We start from the raw sequence: 2641 nt of genomic DNA, 5'->3' as shown, positions 1-2641 counted from the left end.
TTGATGGGGTGGGGCTCGTCGCGGGCGATGGTGTGGGCGAACACATGGGCCGAGCCCGGCGTCGCCTTGAAGCCGCCGGTGCCCCAGCCGCAGTTCACATAGAGCCCCTTCACCGGCGTCTTGCCGACGATGGGGGAACGGTCCGGCGTCACGTCCACGATGCCGCCCCAGGAGCGCAGCATCTTCATGCGGGTGAACTGCGGGAACAGCTCGCAGATGGCGTCCAGCGTGTGGGTGGTGATGTGCAGCCCGCCCTGCTGGCTGTAGGACACATACTGGTCCGTGCCCGCGCCGATCACCAGCTCGCCCTTGTCGGATTGGGAAATGTAGGCGTGCACGGCGTTGGACATGAGCACGCAGGGAAAGCACGGCTTCACCGGCTCCGACACCAGCGCCTGCAGCGGGAAGCTTTCCAGCGGCATGCGCACGCCCGCCATGCCCATCACCATGGAGGTGTGGCCGGCCACGGACACGCCGATCTTCTTGGTCTTTATTGACCCGCGCGAGGTTTCCACTCCCGTCACCGCGCCATCCGGTCCGCGATTGATGGCGGTGACTTCGCAATTCTGGATGATGTCCACGCCCATCGCGTCGGCGCCGCGGGCATAGCCCCACACCACCGCATCATGCCGCGCTGTGCCGCCGCGCCGCTGCAGCGCCGCGCCCATCACCGGATAGCGGATGTCCGGGGAGATGTTCAGCGGCGGGCAGAAGGCCTTGGCCTGTTCCGGCGTCATCCACTCGTTGTCGATGCCGTTGAGCCGGTTGGAATAGACGTGGCGCTTGAAGCTCTGCACGTCGTGCACGTTGTGCGCCAGCATCAAGACGCCGCGCTGGGAGAACATGACGTTGTAGTTCAGCTCCTGGGAAAGACCTTCCCACAGCTTCACCGCGTGCTCGAACAAAGCGGCGCTTTCGTCATAAAGATAGTTGGAGCGGATGATGGTGGTGTTGCGCCCGGCATTGCCGCCGCCGATCCAGCCCTTTTCCAGCACCGCGATATTGGTGAGGCCATGTTCCTTGGCGAGATAATAGGCGGCGCCCAGCCCATGGCCGCCACCGCCGATGATGATGGCGTCGTAGGCGGCCTTCGGCGTGGGGTTGCGCCACTGGCGCTCCCAGCCCTGATGGCCGTTGAGGGCTTCGGTAAGCAGGGAGGAGATGGAAAAGCGGCGCATGGGCCTCACGTCCTTGTTCTGCAGTCAGGATGCGCCCGGCCGGGGCGGCGTTCTCGTCGGAATGCGACCGGATTCTGGAATGGATGCGACGGGGGCGGATGGGGCGCCGGTCGCAGTCGGTGCCACCGTCATGGCCGGGCTCGTCCCGGCCATGACGGTGGCTCAAGCCGGGGCCGCCCCGCCCCTCACATCCCCGCATAGAGCGGGAAGCGGGCGCACAGCGCGGCCACCCTGGCGCGGGTCGCCACCTCGGCCTTGCCGTTGGCCTCGGCGCCGTTGGCGGCAAGGCCGGTGAGCACGTCGGCGATCAGGTCGCCCACCTGTTCGAACTCGGCGACGCCGAAGCCGCGCGTGGTGCCGGCCGGGGTGCCGAGGCGAATGCCGGAGGTCACGAACGGCTTCTCGGGATCGAACGGGATGCCGTTCTTGTTGCAGGTGAGGCCGGCCCGCTCGAGAGCTGCTTCCGCCGCCTTGCCGGTGACGCCGAAGGGCCGCAGGTCCACCAGCACCATGTGGCTGTCCGTGCCCCCCGAGACGATGGCCGCCCCGCGCTCCGACAGCCGGCCGGCCAGCGCCCGCGCGTTGGACACCACCTTCAGCGCATAGGTGCGGAAATCGTCGGTGAGCGCCTCGCCGAAGGCCACCGCCTTGGCGGCGATCACATGCATCAGCGGGCCGCCCTGGAGGCCGGGGAAGACGGCGGAATTCAGCTTCTTCGCCAGCGCCTCGTCATGGGTGAGGATGAGACCGCCGCGCGGGCCGCGCAGGGTCTTGTGGGTGGTGGTGGTGACCACATGGGCGTGGGGGAAGGGGGAGGGATAGGCCCCCGCCACGATGAGGCCGGCATAATGCGCCGCATCCACCATGAGGTGGGCGCCCACGGCGTCGGCGATGGCGCGGAAGCGGGCGAAATTGATGATGCGCGGATAGGACGAGCCGCCGGCGATGATGAGCCTGGGCTTGTGCTCCTGCGCCAGGCGCTCCACCTCGTCATAGTCGATGAGGGCGGTGTCGCGCGCGACGCCATAGCCGATGGCCTTGAACCACTTGCCCGAAAGGGTAGGCGGCGCGCCGTGGGTGAGGTGGCCGCCCGCCGCCAGCGACATGCCCAGCAGGGTGTCGCCGGGCTGGAGCAGGGCCATCAGCACCGCCGCATTGGCCTGCGCGCCCGAGTGCGGCTGCACATTGGCGAAGCCGGCGCCGAACAGCTCTTTGGCACGGTCGATGGCGATCTCCTCCACCACGTCCACATGTTCGCAGCCGCCGTAATAGCGCTTGCCCGGCAGGCCCTCGGCATATTTGTTGGTGAGCACCGAGCCCTGCGCGGCCAGCACCGCCTCGGACACGATGTTCTCCGAGGCGATCAGCTCGATCTGGTCCTGCTGGCGCTTCAGCTCGGCGCGGATGGCGTCGAACACGGCGGGGTCGGCGGCGTGGGTGGGGGCGACGTGAAGGGTCATGGG

Annotated in this window: 2 protein-coding genes; both read right to left on the bottom strand. The window is 68.0% G+C overall.

Going from position 1 to position 2641, the window contains the following annotated elements:
* Positions 1-1178 (bottom strand): sarcosine oxidase subunit beta family protein (locus K9U40_RS22515; RefSeq protein ID WP_282892331.1); only part of this gene is annotated, 1178 nt, incomplete at its 3' end.
* A 185-nt stretch (positions 1179-1363) separates the two neighbouring features.
* Positions 1364-2638: a serine hydroxymethyltransferase gene (gene glyA, locus K9U40_RS22510; protein ID WP_282892332.1), complete on the bottom strand. Its 1275-nt coding sequence runs from the start codon at positions 2636-2638 to the stop codon at positions 1364-1366.
* Positions 2639-2641 lie beyond the last annotated feature (3 nt).

The organism is Xanthobacter autotrophicus (genome assembly GCF_030015065.1).
GTDB classification, from domain to species: Bacteria; Pseudomonadota; Alphaproteobacteria; order Rhizobiales; family Xanthobacteraceae; genus Xanthobacter; species Xanthobacter autotrophicus_D.
This window is presented reverse-complemented; position numbering and strand designations above follow the sequence as displayed.

Coding starts and splice junctions, on each gene's coding strand:
- glyA (WP_282892332.1), bottom strand. CDS start 2,638: ATGACCCTTCACGTCGCCCCCACCCACGCCGCCGACCCCGCCGTGTTC.